This window comes from Amycolatopsis palatopharyngis (assembly GCF_003385185.1).
In the GTDB taxonomy this organism is placed as follows: Bacteria; Actinomycetota; Actinomycetes; order Mycobacteriales; family Pseudonocardiaceae; genus Amycolatopsis; species Amycolatopsis palatopharyngis.
On sequence record NZ_PQHZ01000027.1, the window covers coordinates 1 to 24,347 of the forward strand.

The 24,347-nt window shown below is 67.9% G+C and carries 24 protein-coding genes, 1 tRNA gene and 1 pseudogene; 16 read left to right on the forward strand and 10 right to left on the reverse strand.

Annotated elements, in window-relative coordinates:
• Positions 1-108, forward strand: a pseudogene (locus tag D0C15_RS35115) (IS30 family transposase); the annotation flags it as partial.
• Positions 109-201: 93 nt separating this feature from the next.
• Here D0C15_RS35115 and D0C15_RS20040 read toward each other — a convergent pair.
• The 3 genes from D0C15_RS20040 to D0C15_RS20050 are packed head-to-tail and all read right to left on the reverse strand — an operon-like array spanning position 202 to position 2,403.
• Positions 202-1,425, reverse strand: a complete 1,224-nt coding sequence (locus D0C15_RS20040) for an MFS transporter (RefSeq protein WP_116047801.1) — start codon at positions 1,423-1,425, stop codon at positions 202-204.
• The gene (locus tag D0C15_RS20045; protein WP_281270718.1) at positions 1,422-1,937 is read right to left on the reverse strand and encodes an ArsR/SmtB family transcription factor; all 516 of its coding nucleotides are present in this window, start codon (positions 1,935-1,937) and stop codon (positions 1,422-1,424) included. The genes D0C15_RS20040 and D0C15_RS20045 overlap by 4 nt, the downstream gene beginning before the upstream one ends.
• Before the next feature lie 55 nt (positions 1,938-1,992).
• Positions 1,993-2,403, reverse strand: coding sequence for a RidA family protein (locus D0C15_RS20050; protein WP_116047804.1), 411 nt, complete (start codon positions 2,401-2,403; stop codon positions 1,993-1,995).
• An 82-nt stretch (positions 2,404-2,485) separates the two neighbouring features.
• On the opposite strand from D0C15_RS20050, the gene D0C15_RS20055 reads away from it, so the two are divergent.
• Positions 2,486-2,866 (forward strand): winged helix-turn-helix transcriptional regulator, encoded by a 381-nt coding sequence (locus D0C15_RS20055; RefSeq protein WP_116047806.1) that lies wholly within the window; start codon positions 2,486-2,488, stop codon positions 2,864-2,866.
• A 69-nt stretch (positions 2,867-2,935) separates the two neighbouring features.
• Here the strand turns inward: D0C15_RS20055 and D0C15_RS20060 are convergent, their stop codons facing one another.
• Positions 2,936-4,300, reverse strand: coding sequence for a WS/DGAT/MGAT family O-acyltransferase (locus D0C15_RS20060; RefSeq protein WP_116048000.1), 1,365 nt, complete (start codon positions 4,298-4,300; stop codon positions 2,936-2,938).
• A 129-nt stretch (positions 4,301-4,429) separates the two neighbouring features.
• Here D0C15_RS20060 and D0C15_RS20065 point away from each other — a divergent pair, with 129 nt between their 5' ends.
• The 3 genes from D0C15_RS20065 to D0C15_RS20075 are packed head-to-tail and all read left to right on the forward strand — an operon-like array spanning position 4,430 to position 7,571.
• Positions 4,430-5,431: a glutathione S-transferase family protein gene (locus tag D0C15_RS20065; RefSeq protein WP_116047809.1), complete on the forward strand. Its 1,002-nt coding sequence runs from the start codon at positions 4,430-4,432 to the stop codon at positions 5,429-5,431.
• 44 nt (positions 5,432-5,475) lie between these two features.
• A complete protein-coding gene (locus D0C15_RS20070) occupies positions 5,476-7,119 on the forward strand; it encodes a thiamine pyrophosphate-binding protein (protein ID WP_116047811.1) in 1,644 nt (547 codons plus the stop codon).
• Between the two features lie 44 nt (positions 7,120-7,163).
• Entirely contained in the window at positions 7,164-7,571 is a 408-nt protein-coding gene (locus D0C15_RS20075; RefSeq protein WP_116047815.1) for a CoA-binding protein, read from the forward strand.
• Between the two features lie 12 nt (positions 7,572-7,583).
• Here D0C15_RS20075 and D0C15_RS34540 read toward each other — a convergent pair whose 3' ends face one another.
• Positions 7,584-7,739, reverse strand: coding sequence for a hypothetical protein (locus tag D0C15_RS34540; RefSeq protein ID WP_170161350.1), 156 nt, complete (start codon positions 7,737-7,739; stop codon positions 7,584-7,586).
• Between the two features lie 119 nt (positions 7,740-7,858).
• Positions 7,859-8,860 (reverse strand): GlxA family transcriptional regulator, encoded by a 1,002-nt coding sequence (locus D0C15_RS20080; protein WP_116047820.1) that lies wholly within the window; start codon positions 8,858-8,860, stop codon positions 7,859-7,861.
• A 115-nt stretch (positions 8,861-8,975) separates the two neighbouring features.
• On the opposite strand from D0C15_RS20080, the gene D0C15_RS20085 reads away from it, so the two are divergent.
• The 3 genes from D0C15_RS20085 to D0C15_RS20095 all read left to right on the forward strand — a co-directional run bounded on the left by D0C15_RS20085 (position 8,976) and on the right by D0C15_RS20095 (position 10,851).
• Positions 8,976-9,755, forward strand: a complete 780-nt coding sequence (locus tag D0C15_RS20085) for an NAD(P)H-dependent oxidoreductase (protein WP_116047824.1) — start codon at positions 8,976-8,978, stop codon at positions 9,753-9,755.
• Between the two features lie 68 nt (positions 9,756-9,823).
• Positions 9,824-10,348: a MarR family winged helix-turn-helix transcriptional regulator gene (locus D0C15_RS20090; protein ID WP_116047828.1), complete on the forward strand. Its 525-nt coding sequence runs from the start codon at positions 9,824-9,826 to the stop codon at positions 10,346-10,348.
• A complete protein-coding gene (locus D0C15_RS20095; RefSeq protein ID WP_116047830.1) occupies positions 10,345-10,851 on the forward strand; it encodes an SgcJ/EcaC family oxidoreductase in 507 nt (168 codons plus the stop codon). Before D0C15_RS20090 ends, D0C15_RS20095 begins: the two co-directional genes overlap by 4 nt.
• A 36-nt stretch (positions 10,852-10,887) precedes the next feature.
• Here D0C15_RS20095 and D0C15_RS20100 read toward each other — a convergent pair whose 3' ends face one another.
• Positions 10,888-12,453 carry a DUF1349 domain-containing protein gene (locus tag D0C15_RS20100; protein ID WP_245976046.1) on the reverse strand — a complete coding sequence of 522 codons (1,566 nt, stop codon included), beginning with the start codon at positions 12,451-12,453 and terminating at the stop codon, positions 10,888-10,890.
• A gap of 110 nt (positions 12,454-12,563) precedes the next feature.
• Here D0C15_RS20100 and D0C15_RS20105 point away from each other — a divergent pair, with 110 nt between their 5' ends.
• Positions 12,564-13,733, forward strand: a complete 1,170-nt coding sequence (locus D0C15_RS20105; RefSeq protein WP_116047834.1) for a sensor histidine kinase — start codon at positions 12,564-12,566, stop codon at positions 13,731-13,733.
• Positions 13,730-14,401, forward strand: coding sequence for a response regulator transcription factor (locus D0C15_RS20110; RefSeq protein WP_211323270.1), 672 nt, complete (start codon positions 13,730-13,732; stop codon positions 14,399-14,401). Before D0C15_RS20105 ends, D0C15_RS20110 begins: the two co-directional genes overlap by 4 nt.
• Positions 14,402-14,518: 117 nt before the next feature.
• On the opposite strand, the gene D0C15_RS20115 is transcribed toward D0C15_RS20110, so the two are convergent.
• Positions 14,519-14,591: transfer RNA gene (locus D0C15_RS20115), tRNA-Arg, on the reverse strand.
• A gap of 246 nt (positions 14,592-14,837) precedes the next feature.
• On the opposite strand from D0C15_RS20115, the gene D0C15_RS20120 reads away from it, so the two are divergent.
• Positions 14,838-15,758: a cation diffusion facilitator family transporter gene (locus D0C15_RS20120; RefSeq protein ID WP_116047836.1), complete on the forward strand. Its 921-nt coding sequence runs from the start codon at positions 14,838-14,840 to the stop codon at positions 15,756-15,758.
• Positions 15,759-15,765: 7 nt separating this feature from the next.
• On the opposite strand, the gene D0C15_RS20125 is transcribed toward D0C15_RS20120, so the two are convergent.
• Both D0C15_RS20125 and D0C15_RS20130 read right to left on the reverse strand, forming a co-directional pair.
• Positions 15,766-16,503: a DUF305 domain-containing protein gene (locus D0C15_RS20125; RefSeq protein WP_116047839.1), complete on the reverse strand. Its 738-nt coding sequence runs from the start codon at positions 16,501-16,503 to the stop codon at positions 15,766-15,768.
• 3 nt (positions 16,504-16,506) lie between these two features.
• The gene (locus D0C15_RS20130; protein ID WP_116047843.1) at positions 16,507-17,355 is read right to left on the reverse strand and encodes a thioredoxin-like domain-containing protein; all 849 of its coding nucleotides are present in this window, start codon (positions 17,353-17,355) and stop codon (positions 16,507-16,509) included.
• Between the two features lie 170 nt (positions 17,356-17,525).
• Here D0C15_RS20130 and argS point away from each other — a divergent pair, with 170 nt between their 5' ends.
• Genes argS through thrB form a run of 5 tightly spaced genes read left to right on the forward strand, consistent with a single transcriptional unit; the run spans position 17,526 to position 23,950 of the window.
• A complete protein-coding gene (gene argS, locus D0C15_RS20135) occupies positions 17,526-19,187 on the forward strand; it encodes an arginine--tRNA ligase (protein WP_116047847.1) in 1,662 nt (553 codons plus the stop codon).
• A gap of 8 nt (positions 19,188-19,195) precedes the next feature.
• Positions 19,196-20,635 carry a diaminopimelate decarboxylase gene (gene lysA, locus D0C15_RS20140; RefSeq protein WP_116047849.1) on the forward strand — a complete coding sequence of 480 codons (1,440 nt, stop codon included), beginning with the start codon at positions 19,196-19,198 and terminating at the stop codon, positions 20,633-20,635.
• A 47-nt stretch (positions 20,636-20,682) separates the two neighbouring features.
• On the forward strand, positions 20,683-21,990 hold the full coding sequence (locus D0C15_RS20145; RefSeq protein WP_116047851.1) for a homoserine dehydrogenase: 1,308 nt from the start codon (positions 20,683-20,685) through the stop codon (positions 21,988-21,990).
• Positions 21,991-21,995: 5 nt separating this feature from the next.
• Positions 21,996-23,060, forward strand: a complete 1,065-nt coding sequence (gene thrC, locus D0C15_RS20150) for a threonine synthase (protein WP_116047853.1) — start codon at positions 21,996-21,998, stop codon at positions 23,058-23,060.
• Between the two features lie 5 nt (positions 23,061-23,065).
• Complete coding sequence (gene thrB, locus D0C15_RS20155) at positions 23,066-23,950, forward strand: homoserine kinase (RefSeq protein WP_116048004.1); 885 nt, start codon at positions 23,066-23,068, stop codon at positions 23,948-23,950.
• Positions 23,951-24,347: the final 397 nt, after the last annotated feature.

Consider the following 24,347-nt stretch of genomic DNA (forward strand, 5'->3'; position numbering starts at 1 on the left):
TCCGTCCACACCCCCGAACACCTCGCCACCGTCGCCACCCAACTCAACGGCCGACCCCGCGAAACCCTCGGCTGGGACACCCCCGCCGAAGCCCTCCACCAACTACTCTGCCCCCCACACCAACAAAAGCGTTGCAACCACCAGTTGAAACCACCTCTTGCTTGGGGGTACTTGCAGACGTACCAACCTGGGTGCGGGAGGTTAGGGGACGGGGGCCTGGTGCGTGCGGGCCAGTGTGCGGATGTCTTGGCAGAGCAGGGCGGCACCGGTGGTCAGTACTACCAGTACCGCGCCACCGGTCAGCGTGACCGCGGCGCCGAAGCGCTCGGCCAGTGGACCGGCCGCGATCTCGCCTGCGGGTAACGCGACGAACGAGCCGAGCATGTCGTAGGAGTACACGCGAGCGAGCCTGTCCCGCGGGATGTTCTCCTGCAGCGAGACGTCCCACGCCACCACGAACTGTTCGATGGCGACCCCGGCCGTGAACATCGCGACCAGCAGCGGGATCACCGCGGGCGCCCAGGCCAGGGTGAGCAGTGGAACCGCCTCGACCGCGGTTACCGCGACCCCGATCCGCAACAGGTGCCGTGGCCGCCACCGTGCGGCGAGAAAACCGCCGGCAAAGGCGCCCGCCGTCTGCGCCGCCAGGACGAAACCCCACGCACCTCGCCCGATGGTCTCGTCGGCGATCGCCGGTCCGAGTACGGCCACACAGCCCGCGATCACCGCGTTGACCACCATGAACTGCGCGACCACCACCCACACCCACGTCCGTGCGACGAACTCACGCCAACCTTCGGCGAGTTCGGCCAACGGCCGGGCGGGCTCGGTGCGGGTCGCGACGGGCAGCCGGACCCGGCGGTAGGACACCGACGCGACCAGGAACAGCGCGGCGTTGACGGCGATGGTCCACCCCGTTCCCATCGCCGCCACGAGCACACCGCCCAGCGCCAGCCCGGTGATCCGGCCGGAGTTCGCCCCTATCCGGACGAGCGCGTTGGCCTGGGTCAGCAGTTCGCCCGGCACGGTCTGTGGCGTCAATGCCGCGGCCGCGGGCAGGGACATCGCCGCGGCGCCGCCGTTGACGAAGCTCAACACGATGAGCAGCGGCATCGTTGCAAATCCGAAAAGGACACTGCCGGCAATGCCCGCCTGGGTGAGGGCAGCCAGCAAGGCGGTGCCCTGCAGGATGAACGACCGCGGCAGGCGGTCGGCGAGCATGCCGCCCAGCAGGACGAGCAGCACGTTGGCCACGGAGCGCGCCCCGACCACGATGCCGAGGTCCACAACGGACCCGGTTAGGTCGAGCACCACGAACGCCAGTGCGACCGGTGCGATGGCGTTGCCCAGTTCGGTCGCGGTACGGCCGCCGGTCAGTGCGCGGAAGTTCCTGTGCCGCAGCGGTTCCGTCAGTCCCGCGCTCACCGTTTGGGGTCCATCGCGAACATCGCGATCGTGGTACTGACCCGGCGGGTGCCCGGTGTGCGTGGTGGCTTCGCGGCCTCGTGCAGCACCCGGCCCAGCTCCCTGGCCTGGTCCAGGCACTGTTGCCAGACCCGGGGGTCCACCCACAACTCCGCGTCGGTGGTGGTACCGGAATCGGGCAGGCGGTACGCGGTCCGTCTACGCAGTTCCTCCCCCAGGACCGCGGCGAGCAACTGCTCCTCCTCCGGATCATGCGTGTGCAGGCCGACGCCGCTGTCCGGATCATGGCGGTACCGCTTGGCCCTGCCGCCACGGATCGAGACCTGCTCCGCGACGTGCAGCAGCCCCGCGTCGTGCAGCCTGCGGAGGTGGTAGCTGACGTTCGGCTGGCTGTCATCGAGTTCGCGGGCGACCTCGGCCGCGCTCATGGCGGCGCCGGTGAGTAGCGAGAGGATGCGCATCCGCAGTGGATGGGCCAAGACACGCAGTTTGCTCAGTTCGGGGTTGTGCACGCCGGGGAGTTTCCAGGGCGTCGCCAACAACTGTCAAACATCTCTTTGGGGGTCCTCAGTCGAGGACAGCGAACGCCTCGACCTCGACGAGCACGTCGGGTTCGAACAGGTAGTCGACGCCGATGAGGGAAAGGGGCGGCATCGGCCGTGGAATCCCGAGTTCGTCAACGACACGTTCGATGCCCGCCATGAAGTCGTCCGCTTTCTCCGGGCTCCAGTGCGTGACGAAGAACCTGAGGCGCACCACATCGGAAAAGCTCGCTCCGGCGCCGGCCAGGCCGAGCGCGGTGTTGCGCAGAGCGTGCGCGACCTGGCCGGTGAGATCGCCTGTCGCAATGTGGTTCGCCTCGGCATCGCGTGCGATCTGCCCGGCCACGTGCACCTGGCGAGTACCCGTGCCGATCGCGACATGGTGGTAGGGGACGGGCTGGAACATGCCCTCGGGGGTGAGCAGCTGCACGGTCATTGTGGAGTCCCTTCGGAGATCAATTGGCCGGTATCGGATGTCTACCTGGTATCTGGAGGGAACTTCAACGAAACTAGGTTTCATGCAGGAAACCGCTCACCCCGCGGCCGGCCGCCCACAGATCACCGCGCCGCACCGCGAACTGCTCGACCAGGTGCTCGACAAATGGTCCCTACATGTGCTCGAAGAACTGTGCGAGCGACCCTCGCGCTTCAATGAGCTTCGCAGGGCGATCCCAGTCGTGACGCAGAAGTCGCTCACGGCGACGCTGCGCCGTTTGGAGCGCAACGGGATGGTCGAGCGTGTCGTCGTCAGCTCGCGACCTGTGGCCGTCGAGTACCGCATCTCCCCGCTCGGAACGACGTTGCAGGATCTCATCGACGCGCTGCTGCGCTGGACCAGCGTCAACATGCCCGACGTCGAACGCGCACGCACCCGGTTCGACACCGAGCAGGACAGCTGAAGGGCTGAGCCGGATTCGCGCTTTCCCGGGAAAGTGCGAATCCCTCGAAATGGCCTGAGCGGCCGAGCGTTACTTCGTCGCGGCTTCCAGCTCCGACAGCGCCGTGTCCAGGTGGGTGAGGATGCGCTGCAGGTGGGGAACACTCCGCCTGCAACCGGTGATCCCGAAGTCGAGGTTGTCGCCGTTGCTGGTGAGGGTGATGTTCAGCGCCTGGCCGTCGAGCAGCACCGAGGCCGGGTAGACACCGTCGAGCTGGGCCCCGTTCCAGTACATCTGCTTACGGGGGCCGGGCACATTCGAGATGACGACGTTGAACGGCGGCCGCGTATGCCCGACAACGCCAGGAATCGGGGACACCCCGAGCGCGGCGACGTTGACGCCCGAGAGCAGTAGTGTCTGCAGTGGAGTGAGGTCCTTGAAGATCCGCTTGCCGTCCCGCATCGATCGCTGGATCACCGCCAGCCTGGCCGCGGGATCGGCCTGGTCGGTGCCGAGGTTGCACAGCAGGGCGCCGATGTTGTTGCCCGAGGCCTCCCTGGCGTCGGACTTGCCGCGCAGCGATACGGGGACCATCGCGATCAGCGGCGCGTCCGGCAACGCCCGTTGCTCAATGAGGTAGTCCCGCAGCGCACCGGAACACATCGCCAGCACGACATCGTTGCGTGACGCCCCGGAAGCCGTCGCGATCGCGCGCACCCGCTCCAGCGGCCAGGACTGGGCGGCGAACCGCCGAGCACCACCGATGGGCACGTTCAACATCGTCTTCGGTGCCTGCAGCGGCAGCGTGAGCCGCTGTTCGCGCACCGCTTCGTTCGCCACTCTGGCGGCGGCCGGCGCGAGCCCGGCGAGTTGGTTGAGCGAGCGGCCGGCCGTCGAGAGCAGAGAACGGGGATTTCGTGCGGGACGCGGCCGCTGCGGAGCGCGTGAGCCCCACGGTGGTGGGCAGTCCCGTGCATCCGGGTCCTCGGACAGCGTGTTCTGCAGGTGTCGCAATGCGGACACCCCGTCCAGCAGTGCGTGATGGATCTTGCTGTACATCGCGAACCGGCCGTCCTGCAGGCCTTCCACCAGGTGAATCTCCCACAGTGGACGGTGCCGGTCGAGCAACGTGCTGTGCCAGCGAGACGTAAGCTCGAGTAGTTCGCGGATCCGGCCGGGCTGTGGCAGCGCCGAGTGGCGGAAGTGGTAATCGAGGTCGAGTTCGCTGTCGTCGGACCAGGCAACGTGACCGAGCGTGTTCACCGGCTTGGCGGGCCTGCGCCGGAAGATGCTGCGAGCGTCGGTGTTCTCCAGCAGATCCCGCCGCAGGGTACTGAGGTAGTCCGGTCCCGCACCCTCCGGTTTACGAAACAGCTGCAGGCCGCCGACGTGCATGGGATGTTCGCGGGTCTCGACGAGCAGGAACATCGAGTCGGTCACGGGCATCATCGGCATCGCCGGTACCACCTCTGTCATCTCGTCGCGGCAGTCCTGGCCGACACGACGAGAACACGTTCTCGAGCGCGCCGAGTGCCCGAGTCTACGCACACTGCCGCCAAAGCGAACAGGAACTAATCTGGCGTCATGCCGATTCCGACAGACCCGGAGACGGGAGAGTTCGTCCGCTCCGCCAACCACTTCGATGCCAGGATCACGGCGGACGGTTCCTCCGGCTGGCCGGTCGAGCCAGGGCGGTACCGGCTGGTCGTGAGCAGGGCCTGTCCCTGGGCCAGCAGGGGCCTCGTCGTGCGGCGACTGCTCGGTCTGGAGAACTCCATCTCCCTTGCCGTGGCCGATCCGATCCAGGATGACCGCAGCTGGCGGTTCACCCTCGACCCCGGCGGGGTCGACCCGGTACTCGGCATCGGGTTCCTCGCCGACGCCTACTACGCCGCCGAGGCGGACTACGACGGCGGGATCAGCGTTCCGGCGGTCGTCGACGTCCCGAGCGGAAAGCTGGTGACCAACGACTACCCGCAGATCACCCTCGACCTGTCCACGGAGTGGGGCCAGTACCACCGAGAAGGCGCCCCGGACCTCTATCCGCAGCGGTATCGCGACGAGATCGACGAGATCAACAGGCAGGTGCACGCCGACGTCAACGCGGCGGTGTACGAAGCGGGTTTCGCCTCGAAACAGGCCGCCTACGACGACGCCTACGACCGGTTGTTCGCCAGGCTCGACGCGCTTTCGCAGCGCCTCGCCACTCGTCGTTACCTTGTCGGCGACACGATCACCGAGGCCGATATCCGGCTGTTCACCACGCTCGTCCGGTTCGACCCGGTTTATCACGGTCACTTCAAGTGCAATCGGAACAAGCTCGCCGAGATGCCCGTGCTGTGGGCCTACGCTCGCGATCTTTTCCAGACGCCAGGGTTCGGCGACACCGTCGACTTCGACCACATCAAGCGGCACTACTACCAGGTGCACGAAGGGGTCAATCCCACGCGCATCGTGCCGAACGGGCCGGATCTCTCGCTCTGGGCGACACCGCACGGAAGGGCGGAACTGGGCGGCAGGCCGTTCGGCGATGGCACCGCCCCCGGGCCGCCGCCCGCGGCCGAGGTGCTGCCCGCTCAGTGGTGACGCCCGCCGTGGCTGTCCGCTGCCCGATTTCGTAGGCTGGACCTGTGCCGCAGACCGGAGCGCAGTGTTTCGCGGAAGCGCTTGCCGAACTCGGTGTCGAGGTCGCGTTCGGCCTGCCAGGCGTACACAACCTGCCGATCTGGGAATCGCTCGGCCTGGCCGGGATCAGGCTGGTCGGCGTCCGCCACGAGCAGGCTGCCGGATACGCGGCCGACGGTTACGCCCGCGCCAGTGGAAAACTCGGTGTCGCGCTCGTGACCACGGGACCCGGTGCGGCCAACACCATCGGCGCGGTGGGGGAGGCGATGGCGTCGGGGTCGCCGGTGCTGATCGTCGCCACGGACATTCCCTCGTCCCTGCACCGGCCGGGTGTGGTGCGGGGCGTGTTGCACGAGTCCCGTGACCAGCGGGCGCTGTTCGCGCCTGTCACGAAAGCGGCGTACACAGTGCCCTCGCCGGACGAGATCGCGTCCGTGATGCTGGACGCGGGCAGGACAGCGATGGTCGCGCAGAGCGGCCCCGTGTACGTGGGCATTCCGGCGGATTTCCTGCACCAGGAAGCGGGGCGGGCGCCGGAACAAGGCCGGACCGAACTCATCCCGGCGGTGGACACCATGGCCGTCGAGCGTGCTCGCGGCATGCTCTCCGGGGCCGCGCGCCCGCTCATCTGGGCGGGTGGCGGTGCGCTGCGGTCAGGGGCGGGAGCTGTGCTCGGCAAGCTGGCCGAGCGGCTGGCCGCACCGGTGGTCACCACGTTCGCGGCCCGGGGTCTGCTTCCGCCCGAACATCCGTGCCTGGCGGCGGATCCGGTGCACGTCCCCGAGGTGGGCGAGCTCTGGGACGAGGCCGACGTCGTACTCGGTGTCGGCACGGACTTCGACGGGCTGATGACCCAGAACTGGCGGATGCCCCAGCCCCCGGCCATGATCGCGGTGAATGTGAACGCGGCCGACGCGGCGAAGAACTACCGTCCGGACATCACGCTCGTCGGCGATGCGCTCGCCGTCACGGAGGACCTGCTGACCAGGCTCGCGCCCCGGCCGGGACTCGACCGGCTCCGGAACAGGCTCGATCGGATCGAGCACCGCGTGCGGCGGCGCGTGCGGGCGGAGGAACCCCAGGCCGCCGAACTGTTGTCCGCGCTGCGGGAGACCCTGCCCGAAGGGGCGGTGTTGATCGCGGACATGTGTGTCGCCGGATACTGGATCGGTGGGTTCCACCGGGTGGCCGCTCCCCGCAAGCTGGCCTACCCGATGGGCTGGGGCACCCTGGGGTTCGCCTTCCCGGCCGCGTTGGGGGCAGCCGCGGCCGGCGCGGGGCGGGCGGTGTGCGTCTGCGGCGACGGCGGGTTCCTCTACGCCTGCGCGGAACTCGCGACTCTGGTGCAGGAAGGGCTGCCGGTCACGACGATCATTGTCGACGACGGCGGTTACGGAATGCTGCGCTACGACCAGGAAAAGGCGGGGCTGCCCGCTCGCGGGGTCGATCTGGTGACGCCGGACTTCGTCGGACTCGCGCGGTCGTTCGGGGTCAGGGCCGATCGCGTCGAAGGCTTCGGCAGGGCCTTCCGGCGCAGACTGCGCGAGTTCAGTCACGCCGACGAGCCGACCGTGCTGGTGGTGCAGGCGCGTCTGCGGCCGCCGTTGAACACCTCTCCCCGGTGGTACCGGGCAGATCGGGGCCGCTGACCAGCGGTACTAAGTGGACACCGACAAGACAGGAGTGCGTCGACGTGAACGAGACCGCAGAACGGATTCTGCGCCAGTACCGAACGATCGCGGTGGTCGGCCTGAGCACGAATCCGGACAAGTCCGCCCATTCTGTTCCGGCAGCGATGCAGGCGGCCGGTTTCCGGGTGATTCCCGTTCATCCCAGTGCCGAGTCGATTCTCGGAGAGCGGGCTTACCGCTCGCTGGCCGAGGTGCCCGAACCGGTCGAGGTGGTGGAGGTGTTCCGGCCGTCGCCCGAGGCAGCCGATGTGGCGCGAGCGGCCGTCGAGATCGGCGCCAAGGCGCTGTGGCTGCAGCAGGGAATCGCCTCGGCGGAGGCGCGGACCATAGCCGAGGAGGCCGGCCTGGACTACGTCGAGGACATCTGTATGGCGGTGGTCCGCTCGATCGCGCAGATCAAGAAGGACTGAGTTACCGGGCGGTCACGTGAAGACGTTCTGGACGAACGTGAGGAGCGAGTCAGCTGCATCTCGCAGGCCACCGAGCAGCGACTGCACCAGGGCGGCGGACTGGGTCGGCTGAGAGATCAGGAAAAACAGCAGCAGCGCGACCACAGCGATGGTCAGGACCTTCTTCATGGCCTCCCCCGAATCGAGTTGGGTATCCGGTTGACTACCCACCGGAGTGCCGACTTACTCGTTGCCGATTCTAGCGGGGTGCGGCTGGAGTGTCGCCGTCCGGCTCGCGTCCACTTCGGTCACGCGGCCGGGGTTCCCATCGGCCCGCGAAAGGTGCCCCGGTAGGCGCTCGGGGACACTCCAAGGACCGACTGCAGGTGCTGGCGCAGTGACGCGGCGGTGCCGAAACCGGCGTTCTCCGCGATTCGATCGATGGACAGATCGGTCTCCTCGAGCAGTTGCCGAGCGCGCTCCACCCGCTGCTGAGTCAGCCACTGCACTGGCGAGATACCTGTTTCCGTCCGGAACCTGCGGGTGAACGTGCGCACGCTCATCGACTCCTTCGCGGCGAGCTCGCGCAGCGTGAGCGGGCGGTCCAGGTGCTCGAGCGCCCACGTACGGGCCTTCGCCGTCGAGGACTGCCCTGACTCGGGCACCGGTCGCTGGATGAACTGCGCCTGGCCGCCCTCGCGGTGGGGCGGGACCACGGTTCCCCGCGCGACCTCGTTGGCGACCGCGGAACCGTGGTCACAGCGGATCATGTGCAAGCACAGGTCTATCCCCGACGCGACCCCCGCGGCGGTGAGCACGTTGCGGTCCTCGGTGTAGAGCACATCTGGATCAAGGTGGACCAATGGATGCAACTCGCGGAACTGGTCTACCGACTTCCAGTGTGTGGTCGCGGTTCTGCCGTTCAGCAGTCCGGCCGCTGCCAGTACGAATGATCCCGTGCAGATCGAGGCGATCCTGGTACCAGGCCGGATCTGCGCGAACGCGGCGGCGAGTTGCGGGTTCATCGTGCCGTCCACGGTCGGCTCGTAGTCCTCGTCCGACGCAGGGACGACCACTGTCTCTGCCTCGGTGAGGATTTCCGGGCCGTGCTCGACGTCGATGGTGAAGTCCGCGTCGGTGCGGACCTTTCCCGGAGCGAGGGCACAGGTACGGACTTCGTAGAGCGGTTCGCCGCGAGTGGAGAACGCCTGGCTGAACAGCCGGTGCACGATCCCCAGCTCCATCGGCAGGAGGCCGTCACGGACAAGAACGGCGACCCGGTGCCGCTCGCGGTGCTTGAACCAGGACATGGCCCGATTCTTTCACATGTTGGCTATCAGGTCACTCGTGCCGGTCGGCGCCGGCGCGCAGGATCGAACTGAGCGGTGCGGAACGGTCCGGCCCACAGATCGAGAGGTGTGAATCGTGCAGGTGTTGTGGCTCTTCGCTCACCCGGAACAGCGTTCGCTGAACGCGGCGCTGCGGGACGAGGGTGTGCGTACCTTGCGTGAACTCGGGCACGAGGTCGAGGTGTCGGATTTGTACGCCATGGGATGGAACCCGGTGGTCAGTGCGGAGGACTTCGGTTATGCCCCAGGGGATCGTCTTGTGGTGGGCGCGGAGTCCAAACGCGCCTTCGAAGCCGGCCGGCTCAGTGCGGACGTCCGGGTGGAGCAGGACAAGCTCGTCAGGGCGGATGCGGTGATAGTCCAGTTTCCGCTGTGGTGGTACGGAATGCCCGCGATCCTCAAAGGATGGTTCGACCGGGTGTTCGTCAAGGGATTCGCTTATGGTGTCGTGGATCCCGGTTCGGGCCGGACACTGCGGTACGGCGAGGGCAGGCTGGCCGGAAAGCGAGCGATGGTCGTAGTGACGGCGGGGGCTGGGTCAGCGAGTATGGGGCCGCGCGGGGTGAGCGGTGAGATCAACGAGGTCTTGTTCCCGCTTCAGCACGGCACGTTCTGGTACAGCGGCATGTCGGTACTGCCGCCTGTCGTGGTGTACGGCGCGGACCGGGTGCCGGAGGACGCGTACGAGTCGGCCGCCAAGGAACTGCGGGTGCGGCTCAGTTCGCTGGGAGAGGAGGAACCGCTCCCGTTCCGCTATCAGAACGGCGGCGACTACGACGAGGATCTGGTGCTGCGACCGGAACTCGCCCCTGGCCGCAAGGGGCTTGCCGTGCACTACAAAAAGGAGTCCTGGTGAATCGGCATTGACGGTCAGCAGCCCCAACAGGTAGCTTAGCAACTAAGAGAGTTGCCAAGGGGATACTGGTGGATTCGGAGAAAAAGCGCGCGGAGCTGGCTGATCTGGTCGTCGGCTCACTGGCTCGTCAGTTCAGTACCACCACAGTTCTGTTCCATCATTCGATCGCCGAACGCCTCGGCCTTGGGCCGTCCGATCACAAATGTCTCGATCTCCTGCTGGAGCACGGAGTGCTGACCGGCAGTGAGCTGGCGGCGTCGACCGGACTGACCAGCGGCGCCATCACCGGGGTGGTGGCAAGGCTGGAACGCGCCGGGTACCTCCGGCGCGAGCCCGATCCGGAGGACGGCCGCAGGCAACTGCTGCGGCCGATCCCGGAACGGATGGCGGAGGTGGCGGAGCTCTTCGCCGGAATACGCGGCGCGGCTGATGAGCTCGTCGCCGGATTCGACGTGGCGCAACTGGAGACTGTCGCCGAGTTTCTCCGCCGGTCCATCGACTTCGCAGGTGAGCGTGCGGCCGTGTTGCGTGCACAGGCGCGTTCTGGTCCGAATCAGGTTGGCGGCACCGGCACGAAGAAGGGGAGATCATGAACGACAACATCCAGCTGACCGAGCTTTTCGGGCAACTGTGCCAGGCCTGGACGGATGGTGACGCACAGGCGTACGGCGCCTGCTTCACGGCTGACGCCGACTACGTGTCGTTCGACGGTGCCTGGGCAAGGGGCCGCGATCCGATGGTCGAGTCGCATGACCGGTTGTTCCGGGGAGTGCTGACGGGTTCGACACTGGTCGGGGAGATCGAATCGATCCGTTTTGTGGGCCCGGATGTCGCGTTGCTACATGCCACGGGATCGGTACTGGTCGCCTGGCGCTCGACGTTGCCCAAGAGCCGCTTGTCCCGGCAGACACTGGTGGCCGTGCGGACCGAGGACGGCTGGCGTTTCGCCGCCCTGCAGAACACCAGGGTACGGCCGGTGCGAGTACCAGCCCCGGATTCGCTGCCCGCTCGGATGGCCAGGCTGCTGGTCCGCGTCGCGAGCGCGTTCCGGCTGGGACGCACACGACAGTCGAAGTCCTCCGCCGCGGCCGCCTGACTCGCCCGCTGGCCGATGGTGAGGAAAACCCCGGAGTCATCGCCATTTCGGCTCCGGCCCAGGCCCGGTGGCCCGCCTGCGCTCGCGGATGACGGCGAGGCCGAGTAGGGCGGCCGTGCAGCCGCAGAGAACCGCGAGCCCGGCCCAGCCGGGCAGCGGGAAGTAGCCTTCCTGTGGCGCATAGTGGGCGATGACCTGAGGGAACTCCTGAAGTGTCTGCAGGACTGCGAAGCCGGCAGCCGGACTGAATCGCAGCAGTGCTCCGGAGATCTCGTCGGGCAGCAGCGGCAGGGTGCCCACGACGTACGGGAGGACAACCGCCGCGGTCGTGACGAGAACGGCCGCCCAGGCGCGGCGCAACAGCGCGCAGAGGGCGAGGGCGAGAACCGTGGTGACGGCGACCAGCGCGGCGGCGGCGACGACGGTTCGCAGTTCCACCAGCGCGGGCACCGCAAGGACACTGCTTCCGTTGGCGCGCAGTACCGTCGTGCCGATCGGTACCGCGATCCCCGCGGCGACCAGTCCGGTGAGGAATGCCGTTGCGCCGGCAACGAAGGCCTTCGCCGCGAGGACCCGGGCGCCGAGTGGCGCGTGTGCTGGTTGATCCCCGCGGCGCTTACCGGTGAGGAATCGGGCGGATACCGCGATCACGACGATCAGTGCGATGGGCAGTCCGACGAGAGTGTCCTCCACGGCGTGTCCGCCCACTGTGGCGACCGGTCCGATGTCGCCGGAACCGGTGACCGTCAGCGTGCCGTTCGACTCGGTGGTTCCGGGCGCCCTGTGGCTTCGCTCCCAGTCCGTGTTGCCCATGTCCCCGACCGCCTCGTGGGTCCATCCGGTGCCGGCGCCGCCATCCACGGTGACGTTGTCGAACGTGGCGCTCGCCTGCGTGAACCGTGTCTGCGAAGTGCTCGCCCCGAGGCCGGTCGGCTTGAGTGTCAGGTCACCGGGGGAGGTGGCGAAGAGCCCCACTCGTACGGTCTCGGGTAACCCGGGTAGACGAGCTGTGCCGACCTTCGTCCAATGCACCCCGTCGCTCGACTCCGCACCGGTGATGGTGTTTCCGGAACGGCTCAGGCGTAACCAGCGTGGTGTCGTCGGCGACACGCCCCCGGATTGCCCAGCCGTGTCGTGGACGTAGTCGTGCTGCATTCGCACGCCATGGTCGCCGGTGAGCATGAGCGCCGCATAAGAGGAGCCTGGTGTGCTGCCGTCCTTGACGATGATTCCGGCTTTCGCCCAGGGCACGAGGCCGGGCACGATCTCGTCGTGGTCCGGGGGCGGATAGGTGATGACGCCCGTCATCTCGGTCATCCGGACAGTGATGCTCCCGTCATCGCCCAGTGCCTGGTGGGTGAAGTAGAACTGGTCACTCACCGCGCGTCCTTGTGGTCCCACGGGATCGGTGGGACAGGCGACCTCGACGTCCCTGACGCCGCAGGTCGAGCGTTCGGTGAAGGCGAGAAGAAGTCCGAACAGGACGGTAATCAGGACCGCGATCAGCAGAGCGGTGATCCGGCCGCGACTGCGGAACCCGATCCACTCCTTGCGCACGAGCGCGCTCATGGTGTCGTCGCAGGCTTCGTTGGTTGTTTGCACGTGATCGGTTCTACGGATCGGGTGCTAACACCGGCCGAACCAGGGCTGTCATGTCCTTGTTAGGTCCGGCAGGGCATTCTGGAGCACGCACGCGGCAGGGGAGAGGGCAGATGGGCAAATTACGAAGACTTGTGGCACCGGATCATCCAGTAGGGCTGCGATTCACGGTCCTGTACGCCTTCCTGTTCCTCGTGTCCGGCATCGGCCTGCTGGCCCTGACCAACCTGCTGGCGGGTGTGCAGGTAGCCGAGATCGCGCCGGGCGGGGGAGCCGATCCGGCAGTCGCTCCGGAACTCGCCCGCGAGCTGCAGGCACAGTGGACGGGCTGGGAGGGCCGGCGGGCACAGCAGCTTCTGGTGGGTTCGCTGATCGCGCTCGTCGTGATGGCCGTGGTGTCGGTCGTCCTTGGCAAGTTCATCGCCGGTCGGGTTCTGCGCCCGCTGCGGACGATCACCGCGAGGACGCGCCGGATCTCGGCGGACAATCTGCACGAGCGCCTGGCAGTGCCGGGTCCTGCGGACGAGGTGAAGAACCTGGCGGACACCATCGACGATCTTCTGGAACGCCTTGAGACGTCCTTCGCGGCCCAGCGCCGGTTCGTCGCCAACGCTTCCCATGAACTGCGCACTCCGCTGGCCACGATGCGAGTCTCGCTGGACGTCGCCGGGGCCAAACCGGAAGCGCCGACGTCGACCGTCGCGTTGGCCGGGCGGGTGCGCAGCGAACTCGACCAGGTCGACCGCCTGCTGGAGGGCCTGCTCTTGCTGGCCCGCACCCAGCACGGAGCGCTCGAGGCCCGCACCTCGGTCTCACTCGGCGACCTCGTGTCGTCGGCCGTGACCAGCCGCATCGCCGACATCGCCGAGAAGAACTTGGCTCTCGACGACACTGGCCTGCGGGATACGACGTGGATTCTGGGCAACCAGACCCTGCTCTGCCGGATGGTGGAGAACCTCATCGACAACGCGATCGTTCACAATCGGCACAACGGCTGGATCCAGGTCTCGACAACGACCGAGGAAGGGATGGCCCGGCTCGTCGTCGAGACCGGCGGGGCAGTTCTCGAGCAGGAGCAGGTGGACCGTCTTGCCCAGCCGTTCCAGCGGCTCGCGGCCGACCGGACCGCTTCACAGACGGGTTCCGGGCTCGGCCTGTCGATCGTCGCGGGCGTCGCCGACGCGCATGGCGGCCGACTGGAGCTGGACGCCAGGCCTGACGGCGGTCTGCGTGCCACGATCTCGCTACCGCAGGCAGCCGCACCGGATCGGATCACGACGTGAGGATTCTGGTGGTCGAGGACGCGCGTTCACTCGCCGAGGTCGTCGCCGAAGGGCTCCGGGATCAGGGCATGGCCGTTGACATCGCCCACGACGGTCTCACCGCCGCCGCCAAACTCGACGTCAACACCTACGACGTCGTCGTCCTGGACCGCGACCTGCCCGGGATCCACGGCGACACCCTCTGCCAGATGATCACCGAACGGGACGACCGCGCCATGGTTCTCATGCTGACGGCCGCCGGCGCGTCCGAGGACCGGGTCAGCGGCCTCACCCTGGGAGCCGACGACTATCTGGCCAAGCCCTTCCACTTCCGCGAGCTTGTCCTGCGTGTGCGCGCACTCGCTCGCAGACGTCCCTTCGCCCGCGCCAGAATCCTGCGCAGGGCAGGGATCGAACTCGACCCCGCTCAACGGACAGCTACTCGCGACGGTCGGCAACTGGAGCTCTCCGTCAAGGAGTTCGCACTACTGGAGGCCCTGCTGCAGGCGGGTCCGGCGTTCCTCAGCACCGAGGACCTGCTGGAACAGGTCTGGGACGAGAACACCGACCCGTTCACCAACACCGTGACCGTGACCATCGGGAGGTTGCGGCGGAAACTCGGCAGTCCGGCGATCATCACGACGACACCGGGTGTCGGTTATCGCATCGGAGATGCCGCCGAACACTGACGGGTGGGGAAGCGTCGGCCTCGTTGTTTCCCGAAAGTCTTCGACGGTCTAGAAATACGAAAGCCCCGACTGGCGTTTCCGCTGGCCGGGGCCTGTTTCGTGCGATCAATCCTGGGGTGCCCTCGGCAGGATTCGAACCTGCGACACCTGCCTCCGGAGGGCAGTGCTCTATCCCCTGAGCTACGAGGGCCGCTGCTGTGCGACGTCGGAAAGCCTAGCGCATGGCCCTTTGTTCGACGTTGCCGGGGGAGTCGGACAACCCCCGGCCGTGCGGTTTGCGGATCCCGGTGGGGGGAAAGTCCGAAAGGGGGCTGGGGCGTTCCTGTGCCGGAGTCCTAAGCTACGGGTGTCAGGTGAGCCTCACCTCTATTGCACTCATGCGCATATCACTATATGTTTCCCGGCAGTTGGCGCAGGAACCACGGGAGGCAGCCAGATGGGTCACGGGCACGGCCACGTGCAGGCGCCGTCGTCGGGTAGCGCTTCAGGACGCTACGTACGACGGCTCGCCATTGCGCTGGCGATCGGCGCGGCCTTCATGGTGCTGGAAGTCGTCGTCGGGTTTGCCACGTCCTCACTGGCCCTCATCTCCGACGCCGCGCATATGCTCACCGACGTTCTCGGTGTGGGCATGGCACTCACCGCGGTCCTGCTCGCCCGCCGTAGTGGCCCGACGTTCACCCGCACCTACGGGATGTACCGCGCCGAGGTGCTGGCGGCGCTCGCCAATGCCGTGCTGCTCTTCGGCGTCGCGGGCTACGTGCTCTACGAGGCGATCGAGCGGATCACCGATCCGCCCGCGGTGCCAGGCCTGCCGGTCATGCTCGTCGCGACGGCAGGGCTGATCGCCAACCTCGTCGCGTTTTTCCTCCTGCGGTCCGGGGCGAAGGAGAGCCTGAACGTCCGCGGTGCGTATCTCGAGGTGCTGGCCGACCTGATCGGCTCCGTCGGGGTGCTGATCAGCGGGCTCATCACGTTGACGACCGGTTGGCGCTACGCCGACCCGATCGCGGGTGTCGCGATCGGCCTTTTTGTCCTGCCCCGCACGTTCGTGCTGGCCAGAAGGGCGCTGCGGATCCTCTTCCAGCACGCGCCACACGGTGTCGACGTCGGCAGGATCAGCGAAGAACTCGCCGCGCTGCCTGGCGTGGTGGACGTGCACGACCTGCACGTCTGGACGCTGACCTCCGGTATGGAGGTCGCCTCGGCCCATCTGACGATCGAGGGGGAGGCCACCTCCGCGCGGGTGCTCACCGAAGCACAGAACCTGCTCAAGGGCAGCTACTCGATCGAGCACGCGACCCTGCAGGTCGAGCCGAGGGAGTCGGCGCGCCGCTGCGACGAACTGAGCTGGTAACGCCCGGTCAGGGGAAGGGCAGCGGCTTCGCGTCGCGCTCGGCGAGCAGGTCCCGCATCAGGTCCATCTCCGCGCCCTGGGAGCGGAGCATGCTCGTGACCAGCGCGTCGACCGCGGGCATCGAGCTGTGCTCCTGCGTGTACTCAGCCATCTCGGTGCCGCCCTGGTGGTGGCGGAGCATCAGCTGCAGGAAGTAGACATCGAGTTCCGTGCCGGACAGTGCCCGCATCCGGGCCAGCTCGTCGTTGGTCGCCATTCCGGGCATCGGAGCGTCCTGCGCCGACGCCGCGGCGTTCATCGCCCCATGATCGCCGTGTTCACCGTGTCCGCCTGGGCCGGTCATCCACGTCATGTACTCACCGGTCGTCTGCTCCGGCTGGTCCCAGAGCATCAGCCAGCCCTTCATCCTGCCGACCTGTTCCAGCTGCGTACTGCCCATGTCGAAGGCGAGCTGCCGGATCCGCGGATTGGTGCTGTGGTCACGGGCCCAGTTCGCCATGGTCACCGCTTGCAGGTGATGCACGGACATGTCCTGCGCGAAGCCGACCTCCACCGAACCCGCCGCAGGCTGGGCGGCGGGCTCCTCACGCATCGTCTGGGTGAGCAGCATCCCGATCGTGGCGCCGACGAGCAGTACCGCGAGTGTGGCGGCACCGCCGATCACGACCCTTGACCAGAGCGGCGTGCGCCCCGTGCCGTCCTCGCCCAGTTCAGGCCGCGAAGCGCCGAGATCCTGCTCACCCATGGGTCAGCTCCCCGCTGGAGTCTGCGGACCCGAGGGCTGCTGACCACCGTTACCGGTCATGTCGTCCGGGGTCGCGCCGCCGGTGCCCTTGTAGTCCATCGGCTTGGCATCCGGTCCGGGCGGAGCCGGGTTGAACGGTGGTGGGTTGTCCGGGTCGAACTGACCGGGGCCGACCGCGTCACACGTGGCGCCGACCTCAGGATATGTGTTCTGGTTCAGTCGCAACGCGGCGATGAACTGGTCGATCCGCTCGTCGTCGACACTGTCGACCTTGAGCTGGTGTCCCCACGACTGCAGGGAGATCGGCGAATCGAGACCGGGGTAGGGCGACATCATCGTGTAGGGCTTGCCCTCGACCCGCAGCTTGAGCTTCTCCAGCGCCTCGCCGGTGACCTGCTCCGGGTTGTAGGCGATCCACACGGCGCCGTGCTCGAGCGAGTGGACCATGTTCTCGGTCCGCACCCCGTTCGGGTAGACGATGCCCGTGCATGCGGCCCAGAAGCCGTCGTGCGGTCCGCCGAACGGCGGGGACTGGTTGTAGTCGACCCGCTCGGTGGGCAGCACGTGACTGCTGCCCTCGTACTGCTCGATCTTGATCCCCGCGAGCTTGGTCGACGGGTCCGGGTTCTCCGCCGAAGGCACGAAGGCCTCGGCGGCCTCCTCGCGCGCGCTCTGTGCGCGCTTGTCCGCCGAGGCGATGTAGTAGTAGCCGAAGACGCCGCCCGCCAGCGCGAGGACCGCAATGACGGCGATGATCGTGCCCCAGGGCGTCTGCTTCTTGGTGACCACCGAGCCGCGTGCTGCCTGCACGGCCTTCTTCGGCGTACCCTTCTTCTTGTTGCCGCTCGCCATGACTCCCGCGTTTCGTCGAGGTGTACCGCCGGTCCAGTGTAGGGACCTGGTGTCGGATCGCCGTCAACTCGGTCACCACCAGTGTGTGTGAAGCGTGCCGACCGGGCGACGAGCGGCCATACCTTACCCACACGCGGGGCCGGGACCAGGTCGCACTTAGAATTCGACGAGTGACTCCCGCCGCTCTCGCCGACCTGGTCCGCGCCTCCGCCAAGCAGGTTCTCTCCGCACGTGGCCTCGACCACGCCGTCCTCCCGGACCCGGTGACGATCGAGCGCCCGCGAAATCCTGAACACGGAGACTACGCGACCAACCTGGCGCTGCAGGTAGCGAAGAAAGTAGGGCTCGCGCCCCGCGACTTCGCCCAGGCCCTCGCGGACGAGCTGAGCGGCGCCGAGGGCATCGCGAGCGCCGAGATCGCCGGGCCCGGCTTCCTGAACCTGCGCCTGGCGGCCGACGCGCAGGGCGAGGTGGTCCGCAGGGTGCTCGCGGCGGGGGATGCCTACGGCACCGGCGCGGCGCTCGGCGGCCGGGTGATCAACCTCGAGTTCGTCTCCGCCAACCCCACTGGGCCCATCCATCTCGGTGGAACCCGCTGGGCAGCCGTCGGCGACGCGCTCGGCAGGTTGCTCACCGCGCAGGGTGCGAAGGTGACCCGCGAGTACTACTTCAACGACGCGGGCGCGCAGATCGATCGTTTCGTCAGCTCGCTGGTCGCCGCCGCCAAGGGCGAGCCCGCCCCGGAGGACGGGTACGCGGGTGCCTATCTCTCCGACATCGCCGCCGAGGTGATTCGGCAGGAGCCCAGCGCGCTGTCCCGGCCTGCGGCCGAACGCGACGAGATCTTCCGGAGGGTCGGTGTCGAGCTGATGTTCGGCGAGATCAAGAAGAGCCTGCACGAGTTCGGTACCGACTTCGACGTGTACTTCCACGAGGACTCCCTGCACGCGTCCGGTGCCGTGGACCGGGCCGTCGAACAGCTCAAGGAGTCGAACAGCCTCTACGCCGCGGATGGCGCTTGGTGGCTGCGCACCACAGAGCACGGGGACGACAAGGACCGCGTGGTCATCAAGACCGACGGCGCGCCCGCGTACATCGCCGGGGACATCGCTTACCTGCGGGACAAGCGTGAGCGCGGGTTCGACCTCTGCATCTACATGCTCGGCGCGGATCACCACGGCTACATCGCCAGGCTCAAGGCGGCCGCGGCGGCGATGGGTGACGACCCAGACGTGGTCGAGGTCCTCATCGGTCAGATGGTGAACCTCGTCAGTGACGGCAAGCCCGTGCGGATGAGCAAGCGGGCGGGCACCGTCATCACGATGGAGGACCTCGTCGAGGCGGTCGGGGTGGACGCCGCGCGGTACGAGCTGACGCGCTACTCGGTCGATTCCACTCTGGACGTCGACCTGGATCTGCTGCGTAAGCACAGCAACGACAACCCGGTGTACTACGTCCAGTACGCCCACGCCCGGCTGTGCTCGCTGCACCGCAACGCGGCCGAACTCGGTATCGCCGACGGAGACCCCGGCGACGCCGATCTCAGCCTGCTCACCCTGCCGAGGGAGGGTGACCTGATCCGCACGATCGGGGAGTTCCCGAGCGTGCTCACGAAGGCGGCCGAGTTGCGCGAACCGCACCGCGTCGCCCGCTACCTCGAATCGCTGGCGTCGGCGTACCACAAGTTCTACGACGTCGCGCGCGTCCTGCCTCAGGGCGACGAGGAGGCCACCCCGCTGACCCACGCGCGGCTCACGCTGTGCGATGCCGCCCGGCAGGTCTTCGCCAACGGACTGGCGCTGCTCGGCGTTTCGGCTCCGGAACGGATGTAGAGAGACTTATGTGCGCTCACCCAGCGGGTCCTCGGCACGCCGAGGTTTACCCGCACGCCGACCAGTCCGGCTTCCCTCCGTCCACATCGGATGAGCTGGATCGGTTGTACCCGAAGGTATGGCCGCGCAACACCTACCGCGGCTCGGACGGTGTCGTCCGTATCGCCGGTGTGGACGTACGCGAGCTGGCCCAGAACTACGGAACGCCGCTGTTCGTGATCGACGAGGCGGACTTCAAGTCCCGCTGCGCCGAGTACGCAAACGCGTTCGACGATCCGTCTCTGGTGCACTACGCGGCGAAGGCGTTCCTCTCCACGGAGATCGCCAAATGGGTCGCGAAGGAGGGCCTGAGCCTCGACATCTGCAGCGGTGGTGAACTCGCCGTCGCCCTGCGTGCGGACTTCCCCGTCGAGCGGATCACGTTCCACGGCAACAACAAGTCCGTGCCGGAACTCGAGGAGGCCGTCGAGGCCGGTATCGGCACGGTCGTGCTCGACTCGTACTACGAGATCGCCAGGCTCGCGGAGATCGCAGCCCGGAACGGCGTGGTCCAATCCGTACTGATCCGGGTGACCGTCGGCGTCGAGGCCCACACCCACGAGTTCATCGCGACCGCGCACGAGGACCAGAAGTTCGGTTTCTCCCTCGCTTCGGGCGACGCGGCCGAGGCCGTGCGGCGGGTGCTCAACGCCCCGTCCCTGCAGCTGGTCGGGCTGCACAGCCATATCGGTTCGCAGATCTTCGACGCCGACGGGTTCGAGGTCGCGGCACGCCGGGTCATCGGGCTGATGGCCGAACTCGGCAAGGAACACGGGGACGAGCTCGTCGAGCAGTTGTCTATTGTGGACCTTGGTGGCGGGTTCGGTATCGCCTACACCGACAAGGACAATCCGCCGCCGCCCGCGCAAATGATCACCCAGATCCGGGAGATCGTCCGCAAGGAGTGCGAGTTCGCCGGACTGCCGATTCCGCGGATCGCGGGCGAACCGGGCAGGGCCATCGCGGGTCCAGGAACGGTGACGCTGTACGAGGTCGGCACCATCAAGGACCTCTCACTTGGCGATGACAGCATGCGGCGCTACGTCAGCGTCGACGGCGGGATGAGCGACAACATCCGCACGGCGCTCTACGACGCCGCCTACGACTGCAGGCTGGTCTCCCGCGCGAGTGACGACGGGCAGCCCCAGGGAGTGGGCGCCGCGCTGTCCCGCGTTGTGGGCAAGCACTGTGAGTCCGGTGACATCGTGGTCCGTGACTGCTGGCTACCCGACACCCTGTCACCGGGCGACCTGCTCGCGGTCGCGGCGACCGGTGCCTACTGCTACTCGATGGCGAGTAACTACAACCGGCAGCCGCGGCCCGCGGTGGTCGCCGTGCGCAACGGCAGTGCCCGGCTGCTTTTGCGCAGGGAGACGACCGAGGACATGCTGCGACTGGAGGTGTCGTGAGCGAAGGCCGAGAGGGCGTGCGTGTCCCGCAAAGCACAGGAGGTGTCGTGAACGACCAGGGTCGCGTTCCCCCGATCAAGGTCGCCCTGCTCGGGTGCGGGACCGTCGGCAGTGAGGTCGTCCGGCTGCTGACCGAGCAGGCCGATGAACTCGCTGCCAGGGTCGGCGCACCGATCGAACTGGCCGGTATCGCCGTGCGGCGGCCGGACAAACACCCCGAGCTGCCGCAGGAGTTGCTGACCGCCGACGCGGCCGAGCTGATCGACTCCGACATCGACGTCGTCGTGGAGCTGATCGGCGGTATCGAACCGGTGCGCAGCTGGCTGCTGTCCGCACTGCAGAAGGGCAAGTCCGTCGTCACCGCCAACAAGGCCCTGCTCGCCGAGTACTCCGGTGAGCTGGCCGAGGCGGCCGACGCCTCCGGCGCCGATCTGTACTTCGAGGCCGCGGTCGCCGGAGCGATCCCGTTGTTGCGCCCATTGCGTGAGTCGATGGCCGGGGACCGGATCACGCGGGTGATGGGAATCGTCAACGGCACCACCAACTACATCTTGTCCGCAATGGATTCGACCGGAGCGGGCTACGCCGAGACGCTGGACGAGGCGAGCAGGCTGGGTTACGCCGAGGCCGATCCGACGGCCGATGTGGACGGTTACGACGCCGCGTCGAAGGCGGCCATTCTCGCCTCGCTCGCCTTCCATACGAGGGTGACCGCGGCGGATGTGTACCGCGAGGGCATCGGCGGTGTGAGCGCCTCCGACATCGTCGCGGCCAGGGTTCTGGGCCGGACGGTCAAACTGCTCTCGATCTGCGAACGGGTCATCGACGAGGACGGAACCGAGTCCGTCTCGGCTCGGGTGCATCCGGTGATGATCCCGCGCAGCCACCAGCTCGCCGGGGTCAACGGCGCGTTCAACGCGGTCTACGTCGAGGCCGACGCCGCCGGTGAGCTGATGTTCTATGGCCAGGGCGCAGGCGGCGCCCCCACCGCGAGCGCCGTGCTCGGCGATCTCGTGGCCGTCGCCCGCAACCGCGTCGTCGGCGGCCGGGGCCCCCGGGAGTCCGCGCACGCCGCGCTGCCGGTCAGCCCGATGGGCCGGACACTGACGCGTTACCACGTGAGCCTCGACGTCGCCGACCGCGCGGGTGTGCTCGCCCAGGTCGCGCAGGCGTTCGCGGCCCACGACGTGAGTATCGCCGCCGTCCGGCAGCGGGACCGGCACTCCACCGCGAGCCTGGTGATCGTCACCCACCTCGCGCCGGATGCCGCGTTGCGGGCGACGGTTGAGGAGATCGGGCGACTCGACGTTGTGCGCGAGGTCGTCAGCGTGATGCGCGTGGAAGGCGAGGACTGACCGACATGTCGACCACACCGGGCTTGCCCGGAATCATCAACGCATACAGCGGCCGTATTCCGATCCCGGACGGCGCCACCGTTGTGACCCTCGGCGAGGGCAACACCCCGCTCCTGGCCGCGCCACACCTGTCCGCGCTCACCGGATGCGAGGTCTACCTCAAGGTCGAGGGCGCAAACCCCACCGGTTCGTTCAAGGACCGCGGGATGACCGTGGCGATCACGCACGCGCTGGCCAGCGGGCTGCAGGCGGTGATCTGCGCGTCCACCGGCAACACCTCTGCCTCGGCCTCGGCATATGCGGCACGAGCCGGCCTCACCTGTGCCGTGCTGGTGCCCCAGGGCAAGATCGCGCTCGGCAAGCTCGCGCAGGCGGTCCTGCACGGGGCCCGGATCCTGCAGGTCGACGGCAACTTCGACGATTGCCTCGAACTGGCCCGCAAGACCGCGGCCGACCACCCGGTGACCCTGGTGAACTCGGTGAATCCCGTGCGCCTCGTGGGGCAGAAGACCGCGGCGTGGGAGATCTGCGACGTCCTCGGCAAGGCCCCGGACATCCACTGCCTCCCGGTCGGCAACGCGGGCAACATCACCGCCTACTGGTCCGGATACGCCGAGTACGCGGCGGACGGTGTGGTCGAAAGCACACCACGGATGTTCGGATTCCAGGCTGCCGGTGCCGCGCCACTCGTACACGGCGCCCCAGTGGCGGATCCGGAGACGGTGGCGACCGCGATCCGGGTCGGCAGCCCCGCGTCCTGGGATCCCGCGGTCAAGGCGAAGAACTCCAGTGGCGGGATGTTCGAGGCCGTCACCGACGAGCACATCCTCGCCGCGTACCGCCTGCTTGCCAGCAAGGAGGGCGTGTTCGTGGAGCCCGCGTCGGCGACGAGCGTGGCCGGTCTGCTGGCCACCGCCGCGGACGGGCGTATCCCCCGAGGTTCCACGGTCGTGTGCACGCTGACCGGGCACGGCCTCAAGGATCCGGGCACCGCACTGGAGGGCAACGTCGAGGTCGAACCGCTTCCGGTGGACCCGGGCGCTGTCGCGGCGGCCCTGGAACTGTCGTGACAACGGTGCGATCGGTCCGGGTGACGGTGCCGGCCTCCACGGCGAACCTCGGCCCCGGTTTCGACGCGCTGGGTATGGCGCTCGGCCTGCACGACGTGGTCGAACTCGAGCTCACCGGCGCCGGCGGCCTCGAGATCGAGGTCGTGGACGCCGGTGCCGGTGACATGTCCGAGGTGCCCACCGACGAATCCCATCTGGTGATTCGCGCGCTGCGCGCCGCGAGCGCGCACCTTGGCATCGATGTGCCCGGCATTCGGTTGCGTTGCCACAACGCGATTCCCCACGCCCGCGGCCTCGGTTCCTCCGCCGCCGCCGTTGTGTCCGGTGTCGCCGCCGCCTACGCGATCGCGGGACGCGAGCTGGACGCACACGCACTGCACCTCGCGGCCGAGTTCGAGGGGCATGCGGACAACGCGGCCGCCAGTCTGCTGGGCGGCGTGGTGATCGCATGGTCCGAGGCGGGGCGGTTCCGGGCCGAGCGGTTGACCCCCGCCGCGGGTATCCGGCCGGTGCTCGCCGTGCCGGCCGAACGCTCGTCCACCCACGCGACCAGGGGACTGCTGCCCGAACGGGTGCCGCACGCCGATGCGGCGTTCACCGCGGGCAGGGCCGCGCTGGCGGTGCACGCGCTGACCGCGCGCCCCGACCTGCTGCTGGCCGCCACGGCCGACCGGCTGCATCAGGACTACCGCGCACCCGCCTACCCGGCGAGTGCCGCGCTGGTGCGCACATTGCGTGAGCACGACGTGCCAGCGACGATCTCCGGCGCGGGGCCGACCGTGCTCGCGCTCACCCATGCGGGAATATTGCCGGGTTCGGTCGATGTTGAATCGTTTGAGGTCTACGAGTTGCCCGTCGACCTGGCCGGCGTGCAAATCGTGACGAAATAGCGATTCGGTTACCGAACCGCGACCCGTCGAAGCAGACCCTCGGCGCGCCGGGTGGGGGTGGTTGTTGCACCTCGTACCAGGGCGGTCTACCCTCGGGGGCGTTCGTTCACCGTGCGCATCCGCACTCGGTGCCGGTTCCGGGGTCGTTGACCCGGATCGCATCTACCGTCCAGCCACAGTTCCGCGCAGCGGGATCACGGCAGAGACACAGGCGGATGTGCGGTGGCCGATTTCGCGTGCCTCACCTGAGGCCCGCAACTCCCGTGCTGGCGGCCTCGCCGCTGTGACTCGCGCGTCTCAGCTGGATCTGCCTGCATCGGGACAACAACGCCGTCTCGCAATTCGGACGCGGGCGGCAGTCCGCTGATCCACCGTGGAGGCGTGGGTCGGTAAGGAA